Source organism: Paenibacillus sp. sgz302164 (assembly GCF_056120505.1).
Genome location: NZ_JBVYOL010000004.1, coordinates 1 through 24,013 on the forward strand (window position 1 = coordinate 1; position 24,013 = coordinate 24,013).

General features: G+C 55.5%; 23 protein-coding genes. 19 read left to right on the forward strand and 4 right to left on the reverse strand.

All coding sequences use genetic code 11. From position 1 onward, the window contains the following. The first annotated feature begins 647 nt into the window (after positions 1–647). The 7 genes from AC0LWT_RS08000 to rpmG all read left to right on the forward strand — a co-directional run bounded on the left by AC0LWT_RS08000 (position 648) and on the right by rpmG (position 6,740). Positions 648–1,634, forward strand: a complete 987-nt coding sequence (locus AC0LWT_RS08000) for a polysaccharide deacetylase family protein (protein ID WP_474680711.1) — start codon at positions 648–650, stop codon at positions 1,632–1,634. A 131-nt stretch (positions 1,635–1,765) separates the two neighbouring features. After that, positions 1,766–2,698, forward strand: a complete 933-nt coding sequence (locus tag AC0LWT_RS08005) for a manganese-dependent inorganic pyrophosphatase (protein ID WP_474680712.1) — start codon at positions 1,766–1,768, stop codon at positions 2,696–2,698. Positions 2,699–2,891: 193 nt separating this feature from the next. Next, on the forward strand, positions 2,892–3,380 hold the full coding sequence (locus tag AC0LWT_RS08010) for a L,D-transpeptidase (RefSeq protein WP_474680713.1): 489 nt from the start codon (positions 2,892–2,894) through the stop codon (positions 3,378–3,380). Positions 3,381–3,573: 193 nt separating this feature from the next. After that, complete coding sequence (locus AC0LWT_RS08015) at positions 3,574–4,779, forward strand: GTP-binding protein (RefSeq protein ID WP_474680714.1); 1,206 nt, start codon at positions 3,574–3,576, stop codon at positions 4,777–4,779. A gap of 30 nt (positions 4,780–4,809) precedes the next feature. Continuing rightward, complete coding sequence (locus AC0LWT_RS08020) at positions 4,810–5,304, forward strand: Fur family transcriptional regulator (protein WP_474680715.1); 495 nt, start codon at positions 4,810–4,812, stop codon at positions 5,302–5,304. An 18-nt stretch (positions 5,305–5,322) separates the two neighbouring features. After that, entirely contained in the window at positions 5,323–6,555 is a 1,233-nt protein-coding gene (locus AC0LWT_RS08025) for a GTP-binding protein (protein WP_474680716.1), read from the forward strand. A 35-nt stretch (positions 6,556–6,590) separates the two neighbouring features. Then, positions 6,591–6,740, forward strand: a complete 150-nt coding sequence (gene rpmG / locus AC0LWT_RS08030; protein WP_474680717.1) for a 50S ribosomal protein L33 — start codon at positions 6,591–6,593, stop codon at positions 6,738–6,740. Positions 6,741–6,780: 40 nt separating this feature from the next. Here rpmG and AC0LWT_RS08035 read toward each other — a convergent pair whose 3' ends face one another. From AC0LWT_RS08035 to AC0LWT_RS08045, 3 genes are all read right to left on the reverse strand, one after another. Continuing rightward, positions 6,781–7,788 carry a TIGR03943 family putative permease subunit gene (locus AC0LWT_RS08035; RefSeq protein WP_474680718.1) on the reverse strand — a complete coding sequence of 336 codons (1,008 nt, stop codon included), beginning with the start codon at positions 7,786–7,788 and terminating at the stop codon, positions 6,781–6,783. 18 nt (positions 7,789–7,806) lie between these two features. Continuing rightward, complete coding sequence (locus tag AC0LWT_RS08040; RefSeq protein WP_474680719.1) at positions 7,807–8,736, reverse strand: permease; 930 nt, start codon at positions 8,734–8,736, stop codon at positions 7,807–7,809. A 68-nt stretch (positions 8,737–8,804) separates the two neighbouring features. Continuing rightward, a complete protein-coding gene (locus AC0LWT_RS08045) occupies positions 8,805–9,815 on the reverse strand; it encodes a CobW family GTP-binding protein (RefSeq protein ID WP_474680720.1) in 1,011 nt (336 codons plus the stop codon). Between the two features lie 295 nt (positions 9,816–10,110). Between AC0LWT_RS08045 and AC0LWT_RS08050 the strand changes: the two genes are divergently transcribed. The 4 genes from AC0LWT_RS08050 to AC0LWT_RS08065 all read left to right on the forward strand — a co-directional run bounded on the left by AC0LWT_RS08050 (position 10,111) and on the right by AC0LWT_RS08065 (position 13,572). Further along, complete coding sequence (locus tag AC0LWT_RS08050; protein WP_474680721.1) at positions 10,111–10,818, forward strand: metal ABC transporter ATP-binding protein; 708 nt, start codon at positions 10,111–10,113, stop codon at positions 10,816–10,818. After that, a complete protein-coding gene (locus tag AC0LWT_RS08055; RefSeq protein ID WP_474680722.1) occupies positions 10,764–11,672 on the forward strand; it encodes a metal ABC transporter permease in 909 nt (302 codons plus the stop codon). The genes AC0LWT_RS08050 and AC0LWT_RS08055 overlap by 55 nt, the downstream gene beginning before the upstream one ends. Before the next feature lie 36 nt (positions 11,673–11,708). Continuing rightward, a complete protein-coding gene (locus tag AC0LWT_RS08060; RefSeq protein WP_474680723.1) occupies positions 11,709–12,731 on the forward strand; it encodes a metal ABC transporter substrate-binding protein in 1,023 nt (340 codons plus the stop codon). 220 nt (positions 12,732–12,951) lie between these two features. Then, the gene (locus AC0LWT_RS08065; RefSeq protein ID WP_474681035.1) at positions 12,952–13,572 is read left to right on the forward strand and encodes a serine/threonine protein kinase; all 621 of its coding nucleotides are present in this window, start codon (positions 12,952–12,954) and stop codon (positions 13,570–13,572) included. A 366-nt stretch (positions 13,573–13,938) separates the two neighbouring features. Here the strand turns inward: AC0LWT_RS08065 and AC0LWT_RS08070 are convergent, their stop codons facing one another. After that, positions 13,939–14,241 (reverse strand): hypothetical protein, encoded by a 303-nt coding sequence (locus tag AC0LWT_RS08070; RefSeq protein ID WP_474680724.1) that lies wholly within the window; start codon positions 14,239–14,241, stop codon positions 13,939–13,941. Between the two features lie 347 nt (positions 14,242–14,588). Here AC0LWT_RS08070 and AC0LWT_RS08075 point away from each other — a divergent pair, with 347 nt between their 5' ends. The 8 genes from AC0LWT_RS08075 (at position 14,589) to AC0LWT_RS08110 (ending at position 24,001) form a co-directional block, all read left to right on the forward strand. Further along, on the forward strand, positions 14,589–16,370 hold the full coding sequence (locus AC0LWT_RS08075) for a cache domain-containing sensor histidine kinase (protein WP_474680725.1): 1,782 nt from the start codon (positions 14,589–14,591) through the stop codon (positions 16,368–16,370). After that, a complete protein-coding gene (locus AC0LWT_RS08080) occupies positions 16,367–17,965 on the forward strand; it encodes a response regulator (protein ID WP_474680726.1) in 1,599 nt (532 codons plus the stop codon). The genes AC0LWT_RS08075 and AC0LWT_RS08080 overlap by 4 nt, the downstream gene beginning before the upstream one ends. A 201-nt stretch (positions 17,966–18,166) precedes the next feature. Further along, on the forward strand, positions 18,167–19,429 hold the full coding sequence (locus AC0LWT_RS08085) for an ABC transporter substrate-binding protein (protein WP_474680727.1): 1,263 nt from the start codon (positions 18,167–18,169) through the stop codon (positions 19,427–19,429). A 100-nt stretch (positions 19,430–19,529) separates the two neighbouring features. Next, positions 19,530–20,432, forward strand: a complete 903-nt coding sequence (locus AC0LWT_RS08090) for a carbohydrate ABC transporter permease (protein ID WP_474680728.1) — start codon at positions 19,530–19,532, stop codon at positions 20,430–20,432. 15 nt (positions 20,433–20,447) lie between these two features. Then, positions 20,448–21,293, forward strand: a complete 846-nt coding sequence (locus AC0LWT_RS08095; protein WP_474680729.1) for a carbohydrate ABC transporter permease — start codon at positions 20,448–20,450, stop codon at positions 21,291–21,293. Positions 21,294–21,382: 89 nt separating this feature from the next. Next, positions 21,383–22,042 carry a futalosine hydrolase gene (locus AC0LWT_RS08100; protein WP_474680730.1) on the forward strand — a complete coding sequence of 220 codons (660 nt, stop codon included), beginning with the start codon at positions 21,383–21,385 and terminating at the stop codon, positions 22,040–22,042. Beyond that, on the forward strand, positions 22,039–22,878 hold the full coding sequence (locus AC0LWT_RS08105; RefSeq protein ID WP_474680731.1) for a 1,4-dihydroxy-6-naphtoate synthase: 840 nt from the start codon (positions 22,039–22,041) through the stop codon (positions 22,876–22,878). The genes AC0LWT_RS08100 and AC0LWT_RS08105 overlap by 4 nt, the downstream gene beginning before the upstream one ends. Positions 22,879–23,062: 184 nt before the next feature. Then, a complete protein-coding gene (locus AC0LWT_RS08110) occupies positions 23,063–24,001 on the forward strand; it encodes a DMT family transporter (RefSeq protein WP_474680732.1) in 939 nt (312 codons plus the stop codon). Positions 24,002–24,013: the final 12 nt, after the last annotated feature.

Consider the following 24,013-nt stretch of genomic DNA (forward strand, 5'->3'; position numbering starts at 1 on the left):
AGTGAAGGATCGCTCTTTCAAACGGAACAAACAGACAAAAGCTAACAAATTCACGAAGACCAAGCGGCGGGGGCTATAACCGCTTAACCTGACAACATTGGGGGCGAGCCGCCGGAGATGGCTCGTGCTGGCCGGAACGGCTTGGCAGCTGGGGGAACTGCATGCGGCTAGCAAAACCTGCGAAAGTGCAGGCTTTTTCATCGTAAGCGCCCCGTTTTAGGGGAAAGCCTGCAAAAGTGCAGGAATTTCCGCATACGGCGGGTCTGAGCAAGGTTTTACGCGGAAAAGCCTGCACATTTGCAGGAATACTTCGCGGCAAGCGCATCAAGGGAGCGAAAGCCTGCACAATTGCAGGCTTTTTGCGCGCCGCGTGAAAGAGGTGCATGAGTTATTGTGCGCCGCGTCAGCGGAGGCGCTTGCGTTATTGCGCGCCGCGTCAAGCGGGGGCGCTTGAGTTATTGTGCGCCGCGTTAGAGGGGGCGCTTGAGTTAATTGCGCCGCGTCAGCGGGGGCGCTTGAGTTAATTGCGCGCCGCGCCAACCAAGGCGCTTGCGTTTTGGTGTTCGCCGCGTGCGGGTCGGGACATATTTTCATAGTTCTGTGGATAGGATTAAACATAACAAATGGTACTATCCCGGAGGAGTCCTATGAAGAAAACCTACGCGGCAGCAATTGCTGCAATCATCGTTATCGCCGTGATCGGCCTCTATCGGCTGATTGAGCCCGGACGCTCGCATACGGACGGAACTGCTGCCGATGCACCCCAGTTGCAGGCACCTCCGATTGGGGACGAGCAGCCCCGGCAGGAAAGCGCCTCAACTATAGTTGAGGCGGGCTGGAACGAGCCGGCGCCGAGTGAGACGCCGGCCGTACTCGCGGCGGCCAGCCCTGCTCCGGCGTCCGTCGTGGCAAGCGTGTACGCGGTACAGAGCGCGGCCGCCGCCACGGAACGGGCGGAAAGCGATTCACGCCCTGTGTCCATTCCCGTGCTGAATTATCACAGCATCGGCGACGAACCCGGCAATTCGCTGGTGCTTCCCCAGAAGGAGCTGGCTTTGCAAATGGAATACTTGCATGAGCACGGTTTTACGCCGCTTAGCCTTGCGGATTTTATGCTCATCCTCGAAAAGAAAAAAGCCGCGCCCGCGAAGCCGGTTCTGCTTACTTTTGACGACGGCTACGCCGATAACTATACGCTGGCGAAGCCTGTGCTGGAGCGTTATGGTTTTCCGGCTACGTTGTTTATGTCGCCTGGCGCCGTCTCCCAGGACGGCTATCTGAACTGGGAGCAGGCCAAAGCGATGCAGGCCGCAGGCTGGGACATTCAACCTCACAGCATGACGCACCCGCATCTGCCGCGGCTTTCCGCCGAAAAGCAAAAAGAAGAGATTGTGGAAGCGGGCAGGCTTATTGAGGAGCACCTCGGGGTCAAGCCTGTCGTGTTCTGCTATCCGTATGGAGAATTCAACAAGCAGACGCTGCAAATTTTGAAAGATTCGGGGTACCGCTACGCGTTTACGATCAACCAGGGGCGCACGACGCCGGATCAGGACCCTTTTCAGCTCAAACGCATTTATGTGGACAGCGAAAACAGTATGAAGATATGGATTAGAAGGCTCGGCAAGCAGCAGTAACTCATAAGCCTATGCCGTTAAAAGCGAGTGGAAAATACGGAATAGCTTGTACGTAACATGCGATCCGGCTATAATCTATGTAGAGATAACGATTCTCACCCTAAAAACAAAAACGATTAAGGAGCATTAGAATGGAAAAAATTCTTATTTTCGGCCACAAAAATCCGGACACGGATACGATTTGTTCGGCTATCGCTTACGCGGATCTGAAAACGAAATTAGGCCAACAAGTTGAAGCTGTGCGCCTGGGCAGCATTAACGGCGAAACCCAATTTGCGCTCGATACGTTCAAGGCTGAAGCGCCGCGTTTGGTGGAAACGGTTGCGAACGAAACGAAAACCGTCATTTTGGTGGATCACAATGAGCGGCAGCAAAGCGTTTCGGACATCGATCAAGTTCGCGTGGCCGAAGTTATCGACCATCACCGCATCGCCAACTTCGAAACAAGCGGTCCGCTGTACTACCGCGCCGAGCCGGTAGGATGCACAGCGACGATTTTAAATAAAATGTACAAAGAAAACGGCATCGCCATCGACAAAAATATCGCCGGTCTTATGCTGTCCGCGATTATTTCGGACTCGCTGCTTTTCAAATCGCCGACTTGCACGCCAGAAGACGTGGCCGCAGCCAAAGAACTGGCTGAAATCGCCGGTGTAAACGCCGAGGCTTACGGTCTTGACATGCTGAAAGCCGGAGCGGACCTGAGCGACAAAACGATCGCTCAATTGATTTCGCTCGACGCCAAAGAGTTCCAAATGGGCAGCTACAAAGTGGAAATCGCCCAAGTCAACGCCGTGGATACGAACGACGTTCTGTCCCGCCAAGCGGAGCTTGAAGACGCTTTGAACGGTATTATCGCGGAAAAAGGCCTGGACTTATTCCTGTTTGTCGTCACTGATATTTTGAAGAACGATTCCATCGGTTTGGCCCTGGGTCGTTCCGTGCAAGCCGTCGAGCAGGCATATAACGTGAAATTGGTCGATAACAAAGCGACTTTGAAAGGCGTTGTATCCCGCAAATCGCAAATCGTTCCGCAATTGACCGATATTTTCAACAAGCTGTAAGCATAGCGCATATAGGGATATCCCAAGCCTGTCGTCCTTAAGGATGGCGGGCTTTTTGCGCTTCGCATTTTCATGGAAGTTTATCTTAAACTTCATTTGCGGGCTTTTTTCGGAATGAATTTGCCGCCGGACAACCATACTAATCAAAGCTTCGGACAGCGGCAAAATGTTAAGCGAAAGTAGGCTGAATAGGATGCTCACCATAAGACGTATGCTCAGCTTGGCGGCGTTTGCACTCATGATTGCAGGAGCAGCGGCACCGAAAACCGCTCATGCCGACGAACCTTATCCCATCGAAGAAGACATATGCATCGTAATTGATAAATCGAGTCATCTGCTGTTTGTCTATGTGAATGAGAGTGCGCCGTTTACGTTCTCGGTCGCTACGGGAAAAGGAAACTTGACGCCGGAAGGAGAGTTTCGCATCGCCAACAAAATCAAGTATCCGTGGTATATGAGAAAGCAAATCCCGGGAGGAGACAAGAGAAATCCGCTTGGCACCCGTTGGCTGGGCATCAGCGTTCCTAATACGGGCGGCTTCCGTTACGGAATTCACGGCACGAACAAGCCTTATTCCATCGGCCAGAGCGTTTCTTCCGGCTGCATCCGCATGCTGAATAAGGACGTAGAATGGTTGTTCAAACATATTCCGGTCGGCACGAAAGTTATTATTCAAGATTAGATTCGATTAATCGTAAAAAATACTATTTACAAACGAGGGTAAATGCGATAGTATGATTTCAGTTAGTAATTATTACAATTAAAATCCGTTGGCGGATTTTTCTTTTTTGCTAAATAATCGTAATAATTACATATAAACAAAAATGCTTGGTTCCGGATGCAGGGTCAAGCCGCTCGAAGGAGAGTGTTGAATAATGGCGGAATCGCAGCGGGTGCCGGATAAAAAGCTGCCTGTAACCGTATTAAGCGGTTACTTGGGCGCCGGCAAAACGTCGGTGCTGAATCACGTGTTGAACAATCGCGACGGTTTGAAAGTGGCCGTCATCGTTAACGATTTGAGCGAAGTGAATATCGATGCCGAGCTTGTGCGGGGCGGCGGGGGACTGTCGCGCACAGAGGAGAAGCTGGTGGAGATGTCGAACGGGTGCATCTGCTGTACGCTTCGCGAAGACTTGCTCCGCGAGGTTGAAAAGTTGGCTTTGGAGCGGAAGTTCGATTACATCCTGATTGAATCGACGGGAATCGGGGAGCCGATCCCGGTCGCGCAAACATTCACCTACATCGACGATGAGAACGGCATCAATCTCTCGTCTTTGACCGAGCTCGACTGCATGGTTACAGTCGTGGATGCCGCCCAGTTTTGGCACGACTACCGGTCGCGGGATAAGCTGAAAGACCGCGGGCAGGAAGCCGGCGAGGATGACAGCCGGGGCATCGTCGATTTGCTCATTAATCAGATTGAATTTTGCGACGTACTGATTATAAACAAGTGCGATCTCGTCAGCGAAACGGAGCTTGAGAAACTGGAAGCAGGGCTCCGCGGGCTCCAGCCGAAAGCGAAGCTGATCCGTACTTCCCATGGGCGAATCGAACCGAAGGAGATTTTGCATACGGGAAGATTTAATTTCGATGAGGCAAGCGGTTCGGCAGGCTGGATTCAAGAGCTGGAAAAGGAAGCGCATACGCCGGAAACGGAGGAGTACGGCATCTCTTCCTTCGTGTACAAGCGGAAAAAGCCGTTTCACCCGCAGCGGCTTGCGCAGTGTCTGGAGCGGTATCCGGGCGATATTATTCGCGCCAAAGGCTTGATGTGGATCGCCTCCAGAAATGCGCAGGCGATGGTGTTCGGGCAGGCGGGTGCTTCCAGACAGCTGACTGCGGCAGGCTTGTGGGTTGCGGCGCTGTCGGAGGAAGAGCGGCGGTTCCACTTCGGCGAACATTACCCCAAGTCCCCGGATTGGGACGACGTATGGGGCGACAGAGTGACGAAGCTCGTTTTTATCGGCATCGGCTTGAACAAGCCGGAGATCGAGCAGTTGTTCGATCGGGCGCTGCTGACCGAGCAGGAGATGAGCGAGCGCAATTGGCGGAGCTTTGCCGATCCGCTCCCCAGATCGTAGTCTATTTAACCGGCGGCGAGGAGGCTGCTTATGAATAATCGGCTGACGGATCATGACGCTTCCGCATCGGAAAGGCTGCAATCGATGATTCGCAGGCTTTCGCATCGCGGCGTCCGAATTACGAAGCAGCGCAGGCTCGCGCTTTGCTTTTTCCTGGAGACGCCAGGCTTTGCTTCGGCGATGGACGTGTATACGGATTTGGCGCACAAGTGTCCGGGTGTCAGCTATGACACCGTATACCGGAATATCCGTCTGTTTGCGGAGATCGGACTTATCGAGCAGTTCGTTCTGGACGGTTCCGTGCGGTTTAAGCTGAGCTGCAGCGGACACGAGCATTTTGAGCATTATCATTTGATTTGCGTTTCTTGCGAGAAAACGATTCCACGCGATTATGAGCCGCACAAGCTGTTTGCGGACCTTCCGGGGCAGTTCCAGCCGGTCAAGTACAAATTCGACGTGTACGGCTACTGTTCGGATTGCTCGGAGGGGCGCGAAAGCAGGCAGGCGGCGGGAAAATCGGAATGAGAGGAGTTCACCTAAGGCATGAGTGAAAATACGGCAAAAATTCCGGTTACGGTGCTGAGCGGTTACCTGGGCGCAGGTAAAACGACCGTGCTGAACCACGTTTTAAACAACCGCGACGGCCTTAAAGTGGCGGTTATCGTCAACGATTTGAGCGAAGTCAATATCGACGCCGGTCTGATCAAAGAAGGGGGAGGATTATCCCGGACGGAGGAAAAGCTCGTCGAAATGTCCAACGGCTGCATCTGCTGCACGCTGCGGGAGGATTTGCTGCGCGAAGTGGAGCGGCTGGCCAAAGAAGGTCGGTTCGATTACATCCTCATCGAATCGACGGGCGTCGGCGAGCCGGTGCCGGTTGCGCAAACGTTCACCTACATCGACGAGGAGCATCATATCGATTTGTCGCGGTACTGCCGCCTGGATACGATGGTAACGGTCGTCGACGCCTACCGCTTCTGGCACGATTTCTCCTCCGGGGAGACGCTGCTCGAACGCCGGCAGGCGGTCGGCGAAGACGATACGCGCGACGTCGTTGATCTGCTGATCAGCCAAATCGAGTTTTGCGATGTGCTGCTCCTGAACAAGTGCGACCTCGTCGATGAAGAGGAGCTTCAAGAACTGGAAGGGGTGCTGCGCAAGCTGCAGCCCCGGGCGAAATTGATCCGGACCGCGAACGGTCAAGTCGATCCGCGTGATATTTTGAACACCGGGCTGTTCAATTTTGACGAAGCGAGTGTGTCTGCCGGCTGGATGCAGGAGCTGGAGAACACCCATCATACGCCGGAGACCGAAGAATACGGCATCTCTTCGTTCGTTTACGAACGGCGCAGGCCTTTCCATACGAAGCGGTTTACCGCCTGGATGGCCGATTGGCCGGAAGAAATCGTGCGGGCCAAAGGCATGCTCTGGCTGGCGACACGGCACGACCTAGCGCAAAATATGAGCCAGGCGGGGCCCTCGATCCAGATCGGACCGGCCGGCTTCTGGGTCACTGCGCTGCCCGAAGCCGAGAAAGCTTCCATCTTGGCCGAGGAGCCTGAGCTGCTGCAGGATTGGGACCCGGTTTTCGGCGACCGCGTTACGAAATTCGTGCTCATCGGCATCGGGCTGGATAAGCCTGCGCTGATCGAATCGCTGGACCGCTGCTTGCTGACGGATGCGGAGATGCGGATGGATTGGAGCCGGTTCGCAGACGAGCTGCCGAATGCGTCGAACGAGCAGCTGGAGGAGCTGCTGGCCGGAATGGGCAAGTAAAACCGGGATTCCGCTTGGAAAGGAGGAAACACCGCATGCGCGTTACAATTACACTGGCCTGCACGGAGTGCGGGGATCGCAACTACACGACGACGAAAAATAAACGAAACACGCCGGGACGTTTGGAATTGAAAAAGTTTTGCCCGCGTCTGAACAAAGTTACGCTTCACCGCGAAACCCGCTAATGATACGAAGGAAGCCGGAGCAGGCCGCTCCGGCTTGTTGTCATTTGTTCAGTTCGGGAATAGGGTCGAAGTTCGGATATACGTAAGGAGTTCCCGGGTCCGGTATTTTTTCGACGCTCGTCGCATGGATCGTAAAAATATCGTTATTTTGATAGCTGCCTTTGTCGATCGTTCCCATGACTTTCACCCATGTGTCCTTGTCCAGATGGTTCGCTGTCGGAAAGTCGACCATCACGCCGTACGGCGAGGCGTCGGCCGAGCAGCACGAGACGGCGAACCGTCCGACGACGAATTGATCCTGTTTCATATCTTTTTCCCTGTATACAAATCCGGTCAGTTCGATTTTTTTGCCGAAAAAGTTTTGCTTGAACAAATCGATGGTGGACAAAACTTCCATGTAGATTTCCGGCTTCACGGCAATCAGATCGCGCTTGTAGAGGATCATTCCCATTTTCGCAAAATCTTCCGAATACTCGTCCGGCGCCACGAACATTTTTTTCAGCTGCTCATCCGTCACGCCGCCTGCTGCGGGGAGCGGTTGCGGAGCATTCGCTGCCGCCGACGGAGAGGGGGAAGGGGCAGCCGATGCGAGCGGGGCGAGCGCTTTGTCGCTCTCGGCCGCTGCCGCCAGCTGTTTGGTGATCGCTGCGGCCGCCGTGCCCGTCGATAAATTCATCCCTTTTTTGTCGGCCAGTGCGCTGCTCATTGCGGTATGGGGCAGCAAAAAGCCCAAAAGCAAAGGAAACACGAACAAGCTATAAGCGACCGTACTGCGCAAGCGCGAACGCGAGGGGGGATGTTCGCACCCGCAATCGGCCTGCTTTTTGCCCCACAAGGCGCCGATTCCGAGGTAGACCTGATAGATGGCGATGGAGTAGAGCGCGACGCTCGAATATTTGACATAGCTTTGCATGCGGGGGGCGATGTAGTAGGCCAGGTTGTCCGTTTTGGTCAAATAGACGATGAACATGGCGAATGCCAGCAAAATGCCGGCCCGCAGCAAGTAATGCGGCGCCAGCGAGCCGGAATGCGAATGCTGATGTACCAATGAATCCCTCTCCTGTCATTATGGGATGAAAAACAAACGTTCGATGAGCAGCGAGCCGAGCAGCACCGTGACCGCGATCAAAAGGCTGAGGAACAGGACGAACCTCGTTTTGAACACCGAGAGCAGCATCAGCGTGTTTTTGAAATCCAGCATCGGGCCGATCACCAAGAAAGTAAGCAGCGAACCTTTGGAGAACGTGCCCAAAAATGAAGAAGCGACAAACGCGTCCGAAGTCGAGCACAAGGACAGGATGTACGCAAAGCCCAACATGAACAAATGCGAGATGACGGGGCCTTGTCCGATGGCGACGAGACTTTCGCGGACGACGAACGTCTGGATCAGCGCTGTCAGCATGGCGCCGAACATAAGAAATTTGCCCATTTCAAAAAATTCTTCGGCCGCATGGGCCAAAGTCGCGGTTATCTTGTTCGGCTGGCGCTCGGGTTCGGGTTCTTCCGGCTGGAAGGAGGCCATGCTCGTGCGCAGCGGGCTGCGTTTGACCGTTTTGTACAAAACAAAGCCGATGAAGGCGGCTGCGAGAAAAGCCAGGCCCATTCGTGCATACACCAGATCGGTGTGCGTCCGAAAGGCCATGTAAGTAGCGGCGTAGACGACCGGATTCAGAATCGGGCCGGATAAAATAAAAACGACCGCGACGTAGACGGGCATTCCTTTTTGAATCAGCCGCCTGACCACCGGAATCATGCCGCATTCGCAAACCGGGAAAACGATGCCGATCAGGCAGGCGAACAGGATGCCGAGCGCCGGATGGCGGGGGACGATTTTTTGAATCAGCTTCTCGGATACGAATACCTGCAAAATGGAAGATAAAACGACGCCCAGCAGCACAAAGGGAATAGCTTCCAAAATAATGCTGATAAACATCGTTTTGAACGTTTGCAGGTTGGTTGTGTCGAGGAAAGCGGGTAGTTGGAGTGCCTGCAGCATATATGTACCTCTAAATAATAATATTTACGATTATTATAACGGATCGAATGGCCTTCGTATAGACGGGTTCAGGAGGAAATTTCAAACAGTCGCGACCATTCTTTCTCCAGCAGCGCAGCGTTCAGATCGATGCCGATGAAGACGACATAAGGATCGCCGGCAAACTGCGATGGCTCCCAATACGTTCTTTTTCCGGCAAATTGCATCAGCATCATCGTCCCCTGCGGCCCGCAAGCGACATATCCTTTTGCCCGTAAAAGCTGTTTGTTCCATCTGGCGAGAAACTGTTCCAGCCTCTGCCTGGATACCGATTCGGCCGTGTGCCAGGGCAGTGTGACGGTTTGCACGCGCGAGTAGGAGAGGTTTTGCTCGTGTTTGTGAACGTGGTCTTCTGCCTCACGCTTAACAGCCGTTACCGATTTGAGCATGCGGAAAGGCCGGACGGACAGCGGAGCGGGCTCGTGGGAGGCGATGCTGGCGAGCAAGGGGCTGACGTCGATTTGGCTGCACACGGTATGGACGATGAGCGATTTCTCGTTTTGCTTGCGAACGCTTTTTTCGATTTTGGCCAGCTGTGCAGGCGGGACGAGGTCGGTTTTGTTGATCAAAATCAGATCGGCCGCCTCTATTTGCTTCCGCAGCGTGGCGACAAGCTGTCTGTCGGAGGAGAAAATGCTGTTGTACTCCAGCACATGCTCGGCGTCCAGTACGGTGACGATTTGTTTCAGCGTCACAACGCCCAGAAGACCCGGTTCCGTCAGCGCGTCGGCGATTTCTTCCGGGTTGGCGACGCCCGTCAGCTCGATAAAGAGGACATCGGGCTTTTGCCCGAGCAGCAGCTTCAGGCTTCCGGCCAATTCCTCTTTTTTGCTGCAGCATACGCAGCCGTCCAGCAGCTTTTCGACCGCCAGCCCGGCAGCCTCGTCCACAATGTTCCCGTCCACGTCCTGCCTGCCGAGTTCATTCATCAAGATGCCCGGCCGCAAGCCGCGGTTTCTCGTTTCTTTCAACAATTGCATCAGCAGAGTCGTCTTGCCGCTCCCCAAAAATCCGCTTAATACGAAAACAGGAATTTTCATCGGGTTCCTCCATGAACGTGGTTGATGTTTTGTCACATACTTATTCTGAAAACCGGCGGAACATGCTATTAAAAAGTAATGATTACTATTAGCATAATGTGATCATACAGCAGCTCCAGGCTGCTTGGCAAATGCTGCGCGAGACGCGCGCCACTGCAAGCCGGAAAAAAAGCATTGACGAATAGACGGGACGTTGCTATGATCTAATACGTAATAATTACTATTTAATATCGAGTCGGCTCGATTTTCTTTTTCGAGTTTAATCGTAATAATTACATGTAAAAGAGGTGAGCTTATGCTGCTAGCATCGCTGAAACAAGTATCGTTCGGCTATCGGGACGTACCCTATCTGGAAGAGGCCAGCATCGACGTATTTGCCGGCGAATTCGTCGCCGTGACGGGGCCTAACGGCGCTTCGAAGACGACGCTGCTCAAGCTTATGCTTGGGCTGCTGCAGCCCTGGAGCGGAGAAGCGTACCTGGCGCCGTCGAACCGGGCGGGAAAGAAGCTCGTTGTCGGCTACGTCTCGCAGCAAATCGCCGCATTCAACGGCGGCTTCCCGAGCACGATTGTCGAGTTCGTGCGGTCGGGCAGGCACGCCAGAGGCTCGTGGCTTCGCCGGCTGACGAACGAGGATCACCGGCAGACGGAAAAGGCGCTGCGCCAGGTCGGCCTGTGGGGGCAGCGCAGCCGCAAGATCGGCGAGCTCTCCGGCGGGCAAAAGCAGCGCATCGTCATCGCCCGCGCGCTGGCGCAGGAGCCGGATCTGCTCGTGCTGGACGAACCGACGACGGGCATGGATCAGGACAGCCGGTACGCTTTCTATGAGCTGCTGCACCGTCAGGTGAAGGAGCACGGCACTACGGTCGTCATGGTGACGCACGGGCTGCCGGAAGTCCGCGCATACCTCGACCGCATCATCGAGCTTGAAAAGAAGGAGGACGGCGGATGGAAATGCTGCACTTCGACTTCATGCAGCGGGCATTTTGTGCCGGTGGGATAATCGCCCTGCTGGCGTCGGTGCTGGGGGTGTACCTGATGCTCCGCCGCCAGGCGCTCATGGCCGACATGCTTTCGCATGTCTCGCTGGCCGGCGTTGCGGCCGGAGCGTACCTGCATCTGAACCCGACTTTGACCGGCTTTGCCGTGGCGGCAATCGGCGCGGTCGTCGTGGAATATGTGCGCAGGTCCTACAAAACGTACAGTGAGATTTCGATAGCGATCATCATGATCGGCGGCTTGTCCGGCGCGGTCGTGCTGATGAGCTTGAATCAGGGCATCAACAAAAACTTTTCGTCGTACTTGTTCGGGTCGGTCGTTGCCGTGAACGGGACCGAGCTCGCCTTGATGTGCGCGGTCGCGCTGATCGGAGGCTGTTTTTTCTACGCGTTCCGCAGGCCTTTGTACCAGATCACGTTTGACGAGGAAACCGCGCAGACAAGCGGCCTCCCGGTGAAGCGCATATCGCTGCTGTTCAGCGTCGTTACCGGGATGATCGTGGCGGCGGCGATGCCGGTCGTCGGCGTCCTGCTCGTCTCCTCGCTGATCGTGCTGCCTGCCGCGCTGGCGATTCGCCTTGCGCCGAGCTTCTCGGCCGCAATCGGCCTTGCTATGGCTATCGGCCTGATCGGCGTCTTCTCCGGCCTGACGGCTTCCTATCAGCTGAGCACGCCTCCCGGCGGAACGATCGCCATCGTGCTGCTCGTTTTTCTGATCGCCGGCATAGGCATCAAAAAGCTGCTGCTCCAACTGGGCAAGCGCATCAACCGCCGGCAGGCTGCCGCTGAACCCGCTGCCCCGGAACCGGCTGTTTCAAGATCGGCGACCCGCTATGCCAAGGATTCAACCATTCAATAAGTTCTTACATTTCATATAAGTTCAGGAGGAATACACATGCAAGGAACATGGAAACAAACGATGATGACGGCGGCTGCTGCCGCGCTGCTGCTGTCAGGCTGCGGCAGCAATACGGCGCAAACGGGAGCAGGAGCCGCCAGTCCGCCTACGGCGGGGACGAACTCCGCGCCGTCGCCGAGCGCTGCCGCTAGCGGCAAGCCGTTAAAAATTGTCGCGACCTTTTACCCGATGGTCGAATTTACGCAGCAAATCGTCGGCAGCCATGCCGATGTCATCGGTCTCATTCCGGCCGGCGCCGAGCCGCACGATTGGGAGCCGAGCGCCAAAGATATGGCGCAAATCAAGGAAGCTGACGTGTTCGTCTATAACGGTATCGTCGAAGGCTGGGTCGACAAGGCGCTGGAGAGCGCCGCGAACGATAAGCGCACAGTTGTGCAGGCGAGTAAAGGGATCGAGCTGATGGAAGGGCTGCCCGACGAGGACGAGGGGGAACACGCGGACGACCATAAGCAGCAGGAGGCGAAGGACGGCAAAGTTCTCGATCCTCACGTTTGGCTGAGTCCCACGCTGGCCCAAAAGGAAGTGGCTGCCATCGAGGCGGCGCTCGAACAAGCCGATCCCGCCCACAAGGACGACTACAAGAAAAATGCCGATACTTACATAGCGAAGCTGAAAGAGCTTGACCAATCGTATCGAACAGGGCTAAGCGGCGTAAAGCATAAAGATTTTGTCACCCAGCACGCAGCTTTCGGTTATTTGGCCAAAGAGTACGGCTTGACGCAAGTTCCGATTGCCGGACTATCCCCCGAGCAGGAGCCGTCCCCGGAAAAAATGGCGGGCATCGTGAAGTTTGCCAAGGAGCGTCAGGTCAAGACGATCTTTTTCGAAACGCTGGTCGATCCGAAAATCGCCCAAACGATCGCCAAAGAAATCGGCGCAAAGACCGATGTGTTGAATCCGCTCGAAGGTTTGACGGACGAGGATAAGAAAAACAAGCTGGACTACATCGGCATTATGAAGCAAAACTTGGCGGCGCTGCAAAAAGCGCTGAACGAGTAAACAGATTTAGGAACTTGGGTCCGCCTGCGGATCGAAGTTCCTTTTTCTTTTGCCGGCAGACGGCACCCAGTTGACCAAAGGGGACAACGTGTGCAATTATGAATGCGAGCGGCTGAAGACCGCCGAGCTTTTTTGGAGAGAGGAAGAGATTCGAACGTTTATGGTGGAATCTAAGGGCAACTTCCCGAGTGCGGCTGCGGCACACATAATTGCAGGGCCGATGGCTGCACGCATCGAAGCTGAGCTGCTGCCTCACCTGCGCATAGCCAGCGAGCAGCCCGACGAGCCGATCGCCGTCTATCATGTCCCTGAGCCGTGGCGGCTGCTCGGTGCCGGAAACTACGCGGCCGTGCTGGCCCACCCTGACTTTCCCGATTGGGTGGCCAAAGTATATGCGCCCGGCCGGCCGGGACTCGAAGACGAGGCCGAGGTATACAGGCGTCTTGGCCGGCATCCGGCTTATTCGGAGTGCATCTATGAAGGACGCAACTTTTTGATTTTGCGGCGTCTCACGGGCGTCACTCTATATAACTGCATGCGCAAAGGGATTCCGATTCGGCGCCAGGTGATCCGCGACATCGATCAGGCTTTGGCCTATGCGGCCGGCAAAGGGCTGTTCCCGCACGATGTGCACGGGAAAAACGTCATGATGAAAGACGGCAGAGGCATCGTAGTCGACGTTTCGGATTTTTTGAAGCGGGAGCCCTGTACGATGTGGGACGATTTGAAAAAGGCATACGACCGTTTCTATTTCCCGTGGATCAGCCGTCTTCCGTTTCCGGACTTTATGTTGAATTTCTTGCGCAGAGGGTACCGGAAATGGAAGAAGGTCATGAGATAGAAGGGGAGGGAGGAATATTCGCAGGCGGCTGATCATAGCACAGTTATGGAGTCCGGCAGATGCGCTGAGTGCGGAACCCGACCCGGCGCATCGCCGGCAGCTCGTGGAAAGCCTGCAAAAACTCCCGTAACGCCGGGGATAGTCACCCCGCAGAATGAAAAAAATCAGATCTGCTGCTGCAGTTTCAAGCTTTACAAGCGTAGCAGATGGAAACCAGTGCATTTCGCACGCTAGAGGCAGCAACTGCTTGGCAGTGCGGAGAAAGCCTGCAAATGGGCAGGTTGCCCAGAAATCCACACGCCAGAGCCGGTCGTACAATCTGTAAGGTTGCGAGAAGGAAAGCTGTAAAATCCTGGATCTCGCACACTAGAGGCAGCAACTACTTGGCAATGCGGAGAAAGCCTGCAATTGGGCAGGCTGCCAGAAACCCATGCGCCCGATCCGATTGCACAATCTGTCTGGTTGCACGAAGAAAACCTGCAAAAATACATGAATTTGCGTCCTTGATCCCTTGCCACGAAAAATTCCTGCAATTGTGCAGGCTTTTAGCCGCGAATAGGGGCTCAGATTCATTTTCATCGAAAATTCCTGCACTTTCGCAGGCTTTTCACCAAAACGAACCGCTTCTCCGGAAAAAACCTGCACTTTTGCAGGTTTTCGCCCTGCCAAGCCACTTTGTGCCCCCTTCCCACTTCAGCGCAGCAACCGATGGCATGAGAGGCGCTAGTTGAGAAAGAGCGGCTGCAATCCGCAGCCGTGTGGGGCCTGCGGCTGCGCCGCCCGCGATTCGCAAGTTTTCCAAGGTTTGCATCGGCAGCCGATGACAATTGAAAACACAAATGTAAGCGTTTGTGCTCGACCGGCCGCCGTCATGCAGCGCAACACTACGCGCCAGGAGCCGGGAGCTGCGCCGAAATAAACAATCGCCCATATAATGAAACGGAGGGAACCAATAAGGTGTGAAATTAAATAAATCGCAAACTTTACCCCCTTAGGAAAGTATGGTGCTTGCGCTTATGAGGAAATGGGTCAACAAGCTGCATGTTTCTTCTCTCCGCGATAAAATCCTGCTCACTTTGTTCTTATTTATCCTCCTTCCTTATACTTACATTTTTTTCAACTACCGCTCCTATTCGGAAAAAATCATTGAAGAAAAGCTGATTGCTTCGAACCAGGAATTGGTCAGCCAAAAAGCCGCGGCCATATCGGATTTGACGACCCGGATGCTGAGAGCGTCGACGCTCCTGGTCAACGATTCCGAGGTGATGCAGTACTTAACCTCGGATGTGGACTGGAGCCGCCGGTATGAGGCGTCCAGACGGCTGACCCAGCTGCAAAAAAAGCTGCAGTCGACAAGGGATATTTTGGTCGACGACCATGCATTCATGGCATTGATCGATTTTCGCGGGTACGTGCATTCTACATGGTTCTCGCCGGATATCACCGCCGATTTCGCGCAGTTTGCCGGTGCCGGCTGGTATCAGCGGACGATTGCTTTGAACGGCAGGCCGAATTGGGAGTTGTCTTACCGGACTTGGATTCATGACGGCGACGCAAACCGGATTCGGGATTTAACCGTCGTTACGCGGGTTGTCATGGGAGACCGGACGTCGGGCGGTTACGGAATTGTGTTTATCGGGGTACCGACGGATTCCTTGCTCGGCACTTTGGCGCAATCGGACCTATCGATGAAAACGTTCATCATTGACGAACAGGGCGGCCTGCTTGCCGGCAGCAGCGAAATTTCACCGCAAGAGCTGCAGGCGCTGCAGGGCGGCTTGTCCGCGATGTCCGGAAACAAGCTGACGCTGGGCGGCGAAACGTTTTTGCTGAACGCTGCGGAGCTGCCCGAGTTCAAATGGAAGGTGCTCCAGCTTATGCCGCAGCAGGAATTCAACGCCCAACTGCAGGGCGCAACGGACCGCTCTTTTTCATGGATGCTCATCTGGTTTATCGCATTCACCTTGATTTTCGTTTACTTCATGTTTCGGATTACCGAGCCGATCCGGCTGCTGGCGCATTCCATGAAGCGGCTTGGCGCCGGGGATTTCGAGACGAAGGTGGAAGTTAAGGGCAGAGACGAAATTTCGCTGCTGGGCGTTTATTTCAACAAGATGACGGCGCAGCTGAAGCAATCGCTCGATTTGGCTGCGGACGAACAACGGCAGCGGGAGGAAGCGCGGTTTCAGGCGCTGCAGGCCCAGATTCATCCCCACTTTTTGTTCAATACGCTGAATTCGATCAAATGGCGGGCTATGCTGTCTGGCGACGAGCACGTCAGTCACATGATTACGACGCTTGGCCGGCTGCTCGAATTTTCCATGAGGCATGACCGGGAGCTGATCTCCGTCGCAGAGGAGCTGGAATATTTGGAAATGTATATGAATATCCAGAAGATGAGATACCACGATCATGTCGTGCTGCATATTGATGTACCCGAGCGGATTCGGACGTACGCGATTTTGAAATTTACGCTGCAGCCGATCGTGGAGAACAGCATTATCCACGGCCGCCGGCAGCAGCTTCATATTCGCATTGCCGCCGAGGAGCAGGCTGGCCGTGTCATCTTGCGCGTTACCGACAACGGGATGGGGATGCCGCCCGAGAAGCTGAAGCAGGTGCAGGAAAGCATGGAACAGCCGCACGCCAAATTCAGCGGAGTGGGGCTGCACAACGTGCATGAGCGGATTCAGCGGTTTTTCGGCCGGCAATTCGGCATAGAGGTCGGCGGCGGAATCGGGCAAGGCCTGGAAGTCGCCATCCATATTCCGCTGCAAAGCGAGGTGAGCGTCCGATGATCCCCCTTCTGATCGTCGACGACGAAATATTTATCCGAGTCGGCCTCAAAAGCCTGATTCCGTGGCAGGAGCACGGATTCGATCTGATCGGCGAAGCCGCCAGCGGAGTCGAGGCGCTGGAGCTGCTCCGGCCTTATCCTTACTATATTGTGCTCACGGATATCCGCATGCCGGAGATGGACGGCCTCGCGCTGCTCCAGCAAATCAAGGCGTCCGGCGATTCGGCCAAGGTGATCATTCTCAGCAATCACAACGATTTCGAATATGTACAAAAAGCGCTGCAATGCGGGGCTTCCGATTACATGCTGAAGCTGACCATGGAGCCGACCGAGCTGCTGGCCAAGCTGGACCGCGTCAAGCGGGAGCTGATCGACGAGCGGCAGGATGCGATAGACAAATCGTACCAGACGTTCAAAATGAAGCAGTACGGCCGGGAAGTGAAAGAAAACCGGCTGCGCGACCTGCTGACCCAGCAATGCTCGGGCAAAGAAATCCGGGAAATTTGGACGGAGTTCGACCTTCCGGGTTTGCACGATGCATACCGGCTGGTGTATGCGGTCATTGACGATTACGATCAAGTCGTCGAGCACAATACGTTCAAAAGCGAACGGCTGCTGAATTACAGCGTGACGAACATTTTGCAGGAGATTATGAAGAAGTACGGCAAAGGCGAGCTTGTGCAAATCGACGCGGGCCAATACGCGATTCTTCAAGAGCGCTTTCATCCGGTCATGCCGGAAGAGATGGGCAGCGCCATTGCCACGCTGCTGCGTCTATCGCTGAGCATGGGCATTTCGCCGGAATGCCGCGATATCCGGCAGGTGGCGGCCATTGCGGCGGAAGCGGCGCGTGCGCTCGAGCACCGGTTTTACGAAGGCCCTGGCACCGTGCTTTGGTCGGAGCGTTTGCAGCCGTTCGCCGGCGCAGCGTCCGGGCAGCTCTGGGATGCAGCCGCATGGGAGCGCATGCTGGACCGGCATCAGGCGGCCGACATGATCCGCGCGCTGGACGATTCGGTCGCAGATTTGCCGCGGCATCCGCCGCTCCATCCGGAAGCCGTGCGGGAGCGTTGGATGAATCTGCTGCACATGCTCGGCGCCTATTGCAAAAAGCATGGCGGAGACTTGTACTCCGTTCCCCCTTACCGGCACATCTACCCCCACCGTGCAGTCCGCCGCGCGCAATCCCTCGCAGAGATCCATCAATGGTTCCAGGGCTGGATTCCTATCTATGTGGAATATGTCAAACATCTTGCAGGCAAACGATGGAAGCCGGAAATACAAGCGATAGCCCGAAACATCCGGCACAACTACCATTTGCCGCTTAAAGTGCCCGATTTGGCGAAGGAAGCCGGTTTTGCCCCGAATTATTTAAGCGGATTGTTCAAGAAAGAAACCGGAGAGACGATCATCGACTACATGACCCGCGTGAGGCTGGAGAAAGCAAGGGAAATGCTAAAAGATCCCGCCTTCAAAATATATGAAATATCGGAAAAGGTAGGGTATGCCGATCCGAATCATTTCAGCAAGCTGTTCAAAAAAATCGAAGGCATGCACCCGACCGAGTTTAGAAAGCTGTTTTTGCAGCGCGACTAACACCTTACAAATGGCCTGATTTCGCTGAGAAAATGCCATTCCTGCAAACAGGCCGATCCTCTACAATAAAATCAACTTCATGAAGGTGAAAAATTAAAGCGTGAAAAGGGGAGCCCGAATATGAGAAGGTCAATGGCAGTCTGGTTATCGGCTATGTTTTCGATATCCTTGTTGGTAAGCGGTTGCACAGGAGAAAAAGCGGTGAAATCCAGTGCGGAACCGTCGGCGCAGCCTACTGTCGAGGCGAAGAAGCCTGTTACGTTAAAGCTGTGGGGCGGCGTTCCCGAAGAAAGCGGTCCGGCCGACGTCGTAGCGAACTGGAATAAAGCGAACCCGGACATCCAGATCCAGTATGTGCGTTACGTCAATGACGATGCAGGCAACACGAAGCTCGACACCGCGCTCATTTCCCAGTCGGATACGCCGGACATCTTCATCAGCTACGGCGACGACCGGCTCGTGAAACGCGTCCGGGCGGGAATTACAAAGCCGCTGGATGACTACATCGCCAAGCAAAATTTCGATCTGGACGGCATTATCGGCAGCGCCAATGTGAAAAAGATCGATGGCGGCCTGCACTATTTGCCGGCGACGAAAAATATTAACGGCGTGCTGTTCAACAAAGCGGCCCTCGATGAAATCGGCGCCAAAGTGCCGGCGGCGGGCTGGACGTGGGACGAATTCGCGGAGCTGGCCGGGAAGCTGAACAAAGGCGACCGCAAGGGCGCTTTCGTCAACCCCGGATTCGATCCGATCGCGGAATACAGTTTGACGGCTGCGCAGCCGAAAGACCCTTATTTTGCGGCGGACGGCTCGTCGAATTTCAACCATGCCGCCGTACGCAAAGGGATGGAACTGCAAAAGCAGATGGAGGACAAAGGCTTGACCGTCAAATGGGCCGATGCGCTCGCAGGCAAGCTGGCGATCCAAAATGAGCTGCTCACCGGCAAAGCGGCGATGGTCTACGGCGGCAACTTCCTGATCCGCTATGTGAAGGACGTGAAAAGTTTCCCCCGCGATTTTTCCGTCGCTTTTGCTCCTGAACCGCAATTCCAGAAAGGCACGAACAACAACATTGGCGGCATGGGCGATTATATTTCTATCAACAAAAATACGCCGAACGCTGACGCCGCATTCAAATTTATAAGCTGGTACGTAACGGAAGGCAGCATGCCGATGGTTGCCGGCGGACGGCTCCCCGTCAACAAAAAGGCCGATGCCGACAAAGTCGTCAGCCTGCTGGTCGGCGACTCCGCGAAGCTGTTCGACATGGACTCGCTGAAATCGTTTTTGTCCGCACAATACACCTTTGTGGACCGGACCAACTTGACGGCTTTGCCGGAGCTGAAAAAGATTTTGAAGGAAGAAACCGAGAAATACGTCATGAACGCGCAAACGTTGGACCAGGCGGTCGAAGCGGCAAAAACGCGCGCGGATAAAGCGATTCAAACGGCCAAAAAATAATCAGGCAGCTCATCGCGCCTTTTGGTCAAGAGACTGGAAGGCGCTTTTTTTCACCTTGGCGGAAGCCGGTGGCTGCGCGAATAGTACTGGAGGGACGCCTATGCGTCGTGTATGGAAGCGGCGCCGGATGGAGGAGAACTTGGCCGGCTACTTGTTTATTTTGCCGAATTTGCTCGGTGTTCTTTGCTTCGTTCTGGTGCCGATTGCGTTCAGCATGATTCTCGTATTTACGGAGTGGGATTATTTGAAGGGGTTAAAAGGTTTGGAATGGATCGGTCTGGGCAACTTCGCCCATATGGCGGAGGACGATTGGTTCGCGAAATCGCTGACGAACACGGTCGTGTTTACAGCCGTAACCGTCCCTGCCGCAATGGTCGTCGGCCTGATCGTTGCCGTGCTGCTGAATCAATATGTGTATTTGAAGCAATTGATCCGCACGTTGTTTTTTTTGCCTTACGTCAGCAGCGTCGTCGCCGTCGGCATCGTGTGGAGCGTCATGTACAACGCCAAAGAAGGGCCGATCAACCAATGGCTCCGCTCCGTCGGCATCGGCGATCCGCCGGGCTGGCTGGCGAGTCCGCATTGGGCGCTTCCGGCGATCATGATCATGACCGTGTGGATGTATATCGGCTACACGATGATTATTTATTTGGCCGGGCTCCAGGGAATTCCCCGGGATCTGTATGAAGCCGCAGGCATGGACGGGGCGGGCAAGCTGCGGCAATTGCTGCAAATTACCGTGCCGATGCTCCGGCCGACCAGCTTTCTGATCGCCGTCACGCTCGTCATCGCTTCGTTTCAGGTGTTCGGCGCGGTCGCGGTCATGACGCAGGGCGGGCCGATGAACGCCACGCTGGTGCTTTCCTATCACATCTACCTGATGGCGTTTCAGTATAACAAAATGGGCTATGCGGCGGCTATTTCATGGGTTTTATTCGTCATCATTTTTATCGTTACGCTGCTGCAGTGGCAGAGCCAGAAGAAATCGCAGCACATCATGTAGCTGGAGGGGAGAACAATGCAGGAAGCAACGATAGGGCGCGCCGCAATCTGGGTAAAGCTGAGCATGACGCTGCTGTTTCTGGGTTTGGGCGTGCTGATGATTGTTCCTTTCGTCTGGATGATATCCGCGTCGTTCAAAACGATGGGAGAAATATTCGCCTTCCCGGTCCGGTGGATTCCCGCAACGTTTCATTTGGACAATTACGAGACGGTATGGGGAGGCAAGACGCCTTTTTACGTATATTACGGGAATTCGGTCAAAATCACGCTGCTGACGGTCGCCGGCAGTTTGCTGACGAGCTCGCTTGCCGGATTTGCTTTCGCCAAAATCAATTTCGCCGGACGCGAAGCGATTTTTCTGCTCTATTTGGCGACGATGATTATTCCGTCCCAGGTGCTGCTGGTGCCGAGGTTTATCGTGTTTGACTGGCTCGGTTTGATCAACACGCATGAAGCGCTCATATTGCCCGGCATTTTTACGGTGTTCGGCACGTTTTTGATGCGCCAGTTTTTCAGCACGATTCCGCAGGAACTGCTGGAAGCGTCGCGAATCGACGGGGCCGGTTACTTCCGCATATTTTGGCGGGTGTGCCTGCCGCTTACGAAGCCCGCGCTCGTCACGCTGCTCATTTTGACGTTTACGTGGCATTGGAACGATTTCGAGAATCCGCTCATTTTTTTGCGGGACAAAGCGCTGTACACGATTCCGCTCGGGCTCACGAACTATTCGGACGAATTCGGCACGAACTATCCGCTTGTGATGGCCGCTTCCGTTTCGGGTCTTGTACCGCTGCTTATCGTTGTATTTATTTGTCAAAAATGGTTCGTTGAAGGCATCGCCAATTCGGGGCTGAAGGGATAGGCTCAGGCTGTTGCTCTTTACTTTATGTGCAGAACGAGATACCTTTGTGTAAGGGAACTAACAGGATGTACACGAAGGAGTTTGGGGAAATGGAGTTCGATACAGCAAAGCGCATACTTGTCATAACCGCCGTCGATGCGGAAAAGGAAGCCGTCCTGCGCGGTCTCCGCGGAGCCGGCCGGTTTGACGTCATCGCGGCGGGAGTCGGCGCCGCCGCAGCCGCGGCGAATACGGCTGCGGCGCTCGCCGCCGGCGAATACGGGCTTGTCGTGATGGCCGGGATCGCCGGCGGTTTTGCCGGACAAGCCGCGATCGGCTCGCTCGTCGTGGCCGGCGAGGTCATCGCCGCCGATCTGGGCGCGGAGACCGCGGACGGCTTCGTCAGCCTGGACGAGCTCGGCTTTGGCTCCGCGCGCGTGCCGGTCGCAGCGGCCCTCGCCGAGCGCCTCAGCGCGGCGCTGCAGCAGGCCGGGCTGGCGGCCCGGACGGGGCCGGTGCTCACCGTGTCGACGGTGACCGGCACCGCGGCGACCGCCGCGGCGTTGGCCGCGCGCGTGCCCGGGGCTGCGGCCGAGGCGATGGAGGGCTACGGCGCAGGCGCTGCCGCTGAGTTCCGCGGCGTGCCGTTCCTGGAGATCCGCGCGATCTCCAATGCAGTCGGGCCGCGCGACCGGTCCGCCTGGCGGATCGGCGATGCGCTGGCGGCGCTCGAAGCGGCCGGCCCGGTATTACAGGAGGTTTTATCATGAAAATCGCATATTCACCTTGTCCGAACGATACTTTTGTTTTTCATGCCTGGGCTCACGGCTTGATCCAAGGCGCTCCGCAGCTCGATGTCACTTATGCGGATATCGATATCACGAACGGTTTGGCGGCCAGCGGCGCCGGACCGGAAGTGCTCAAAATCTCGTACGCCGCACTGCCGTGGGTGCTGGACGAGTATGCGCTGCTGCCTTGCGGCGGCGCGCTCGGCCGGGGCTGCGGCCCGCTCGTGCTGACGCGCGGTGGAGAGAGCAGCGCCGGCAATCCTGCGGCGCTGGCCGGCAAACGGGTAGCCGTGCCCAGCGAGCGATCGACGGCCTACCTGCTGTTCCGCCTGTGGGCGGCGCAGCGCGTGCCCGGCGGCGTAGGCGAGATCGTGGTCATGCCGTTCCACGAAATTATGCCTGCCGTGCGGGACGGCCTGATCGACGCCGGCCTGGTCATCCACGAAGCGCGCTTCACGTACCCGTCGTACGGGCTGAGCCTCGTGGCCGACATGGGCAGCTGGTGGGAGGAAGACACTGGCCTGCCGATTCCGCTCGGGGCGATCATCGCCCGCAGGTCGCTGGATACGGCTTTCATTTCCAGCTGGATTCGCGCCTCGGTCAAGTACGCCTGGGCGAATCCCGAGGCATCGAAAGAGTACGTGATGCGGCATGCGCAGGAGCTGTCTCCGGACGTCGCGCAAGCCCACATCGATTTATACGTCAACGAGTTTACCGCGGACTTGGGAGAAAGCGGCTATGCGGCTGTGCATGCGCTGCTCAGCCGGGCGGCGGAGGAAGGCCTCGTGCCGAAATTCGATCTGGCGGCGCTGCGGTGATAAACATGCCTTGGAACATGGAACAGCCCCTGCCGAACATCGGCAGGGGTTGTTCGCGCCGCCGTGCGGCTATTCTCTCATAGACAGGAGCCGACGCGCATCGTACACTATGAAGGAGTGCGGCGATAAGTTGTGCGCCAGCGGATAAAGAGAGACAATCGATAGAATGGATGGATGGGGAAAGATGAACGCACGCATACTGGTTTATGCGGGACTTATTTTGGTTTCCGCGATATGGGGAGTCAATTTCGGGGTATCCAGATTGGCGATGGGGACTTTCGGACCGGAGCTGTCCACTTTTTTGCGTTTTTCGTTAGCGGTTCCATTGTTGTTCCTGTTTTTGAAAGTGAAGGAAAAGTCGGTCGGCGTAGAGCGAAAAGACATCTGGAAGCTGATGATTATTGGCTTTTTTGCGATTACGGTGCTTGAAATGGCGGTTATGTACTCGATCAAATTTACGACGCTCGCCAATTCCTCGCTGCTGAACGTGGCTCCGTGGCCGATTTTCGCCGCTTTGTTCACGCCGTTCTTCACGAGCGAGGCCATTACCCGCAGGCTGCTGCTTGGAGGTCTGTTCGCCATGGCCGGCGTCGTTCTGATCATTACGGGCGGCGAACAAAGCCTGGATTTCAAATCCGAGCATATGCTCGGAAATTTGCTGGCGCTCGGCGTCAGCATAGTCGGCGCATTAACGAATCTGGCCTGCATGCCGCTGATGAAAAAGTATTCACCGCTGCGCGTCAGCAGTTGGTACATTCTGTTCGGAGTCGTCTTTCTGACTCCTTTTACGCTGACGGGCTGGGGCAAGGTGGCATGGGGCCAAATCCAGACGCTGGACATTTTCGTCGTTCTGTACAATGTGCTCTTCTGCACGTTCATCGCCTTTGTCGTATGGAACAGCTGCATGCTGAAAGCGGGCGCGGCGCGGGGGAACTTTTTCCGCTACGTCGTCCCGGCTGCGGCGCTTGTCACCGGCGTTGTGATGTACGATGAGCAAATCAATACCGGGCAGATCGCCGGCGGGGTTTTGATTGCGCTCGGGCTTATATGGATCAGCCTGGAGAAGCCGCGGGAGAAAGCCGTTCGCAACGCAGACGGCGCCGAGTTGAGCACGCCCGTCTAAAATAAGCCAAAA

Excerpts from the sequence above, each read along its gene's own strand:
- AC0LWT_RS08075 (WP_474680725.1), top strand. The coding sequence starts at position 14,589 with ATGAGGAAATGGGTCAACAAGCTGCATGTTTCTTCTCTCCGCGATAAA.
- AC0LWT_RS08110 (WP_474680732.1), top strand. The coding sequence starts at position 23,063 with ATGAACGCACGCATACTGGTTTATGCGGGACTTATTTTGGTTTCCGCG.
- AC0LWT_RS08005 (WP_474680712.1), top strand. The coding sequence starts at position 1,766 with ATGGAAAAAATTCTTATTTTCGGCCACAAAAATCCGGACACGGATACG.
- AC0LWT_RS08095 (WP_474680729.1), top strand. The coding sequence starts at position 20,448 with ATGCAGGAAGCAACGATAGGGCGCGCCGCAATCTGGGTAAAGCTGAGC.
- AC0LWT_RS08105 (WP_474680731.1), top strand. The coding sequence starts at position 22,039 with ATGAAAATCGCATATTCACCTTGTCCGAACGATACTTTTGTTTTTCAT.
- AC0LWT_RS08025 (WP_474680716.1), top strand. The coding sequence starts at position 5,323 with ATGAGTGAAAATACGGCAAAAATTCCGGTTACGGTGCTGAGCGGTTAC.
- AC0LWT_RS08060 (WP_474680723.1), top strand. The coding sequence starts at position 11,709 with ATGCAAGGAACATGGAAACAAACGATGATGACGGCGGCTGCTGCCGCG.
- AC0LWT_RS08020 (WP_474680715.1), top strand. The coding sequence starts at position 4,810 with ATGAATAATCGGCTGACGGATCATGACGCTTCCGCATCGGAAAGGCTG.
- AC0LWT_RS08080 (WP_474680726.1), top strand. The coding sequence starts at position 16,367 with ATGATCCCCCTTCTGATCGTCGACGACGAAATATTTATCCGAGTCGGC.
- AC0LWT_RS08065 (WP_474681035.1), top strand. The coding sequence starts at position 12,952 with ATGGCTGCACGCATCGAAGCTGAGCTGCTGCCTCACCTGCGCATAGCC.
- AC0LWT_RS08100 (WP_474680730.1), top strand. The coding sequence starts at position 21,383 with ATGGAGTTCGATACAGCAAAGCGCATACTTGTCATAACCGCCGTCGAT.
- AC0LWT_RS08055 (WP_474680722.1), top strand. The coding sequence starts at position 10,764 with ATGGAAATGCTGCACTTCGACTTCATGCAGCGGGCATTTTGTGCCGGT.
- AC0LWT_RS08000 (WP_474680711.1), top strand. The coding sequence starts at position 648 with ATGAAGAAAACCTACGCGGCAGCAATTGCTGCAATCATCGTTATCGCC.
- rpmG (WP_474680717.1), top strand. The coding sequence starts at position 6,591 with ATGCGCGTTACAATTACACTGGCCTGCACGGAGTGCGGGGATCGCAAC.
- AC0LWT_RS08010 (WP_474680713.1), top strand. The coding sequence starts at position 2,892 with ATGCTCACCATAAGACGTATGCTCAGCTTGGCGGCGTTTGCACTCATG.
- AC0LWT_RS08040 (WP_474680719.1), bottom strand. The coding sequence starts at position 8,736 with ATGCTGCAGGCACTCCAACTACCCGCTTTCCTCGACACAACCAACCTG.
- AC0LWT_RS08090 (WP_474680728.1), top strand. The coding sequence starts at position 19,530 with ATGCGTCGTGTATGGAAGCGGCGCCGGATGGAGGAGAACTTGGCCGGC.
- AC0LWT_RS08015 (WP_474680714.1), top strand. The coding sequence starts at position 3,574 with ATGGCGGAATCGCAGCGGGTGCCGGATAAAAAGCTGCCTGTAACCGTA.
- AC0LWT_RS08050 (WP_474680721.1), top strand. The coding sequence starts at position 10,111 with ATGCTGCTAGCATCGCTGAAACAAGTATCGTTCGGCTATCGGGACGTA.
- AC0LWT_RS08045 (WP_474680720.1), bottom strand. The coding sequence starts at position 9,815 with ATGAAAATTCCTGTTTTCGTATTAAGCGGATTTTTGGGGAGCGGCAAG.